Origin of the sequence: Marinomonas sp. S3726 (genome assembly GCF_000967665.1) — a bacterium.
Classification (GTDB): domain Bacteria; phylum Pseudomonadota; class Gammaproteobacteria; order Pseudomonadales; family Marinomonadaceae; genus Marinomonas.
Genome location: NZ_JXYC01000090.1, coordinates 1 through 209, shown reverse-complemented (window position 1 = coordinate 209; position 209 = coordinate 1). Strand labels below are relative to the sequence as shown.

Here is a 209-nt window from a genome sequence, read left to right as displayed (position 1 = left end):
ACAGTCTGTTCATGATGCCGTTGCCGCTGAAGAGAACCTAGAAGATCAATTACAAACAACAGAGCTAGCGGTTCGCTCTTTGTACCGAGATTTAAAAACGTCTGTAGCGCAAATTGCCGCACAGAAGCAACTTATTATCTCGAATGCCAGCTCATTAGAAGCCACACAAGCAGGCTATGATGTGGGCACTCGTAACATTGTTGAGCTAC

At 45.5% G+C, this 209-nt stretch carries 1 protein-coding gene; it reads left to right on the top strand.

The genetic code is table 11. The features are described from left to right. A partial coding sequence (locus TW85_RS25190) for a TolC family protein (RefSeq protein WP_046019892.1) occupies window positions 1-209 on the top strand: 209 nt, incomplete at both ends.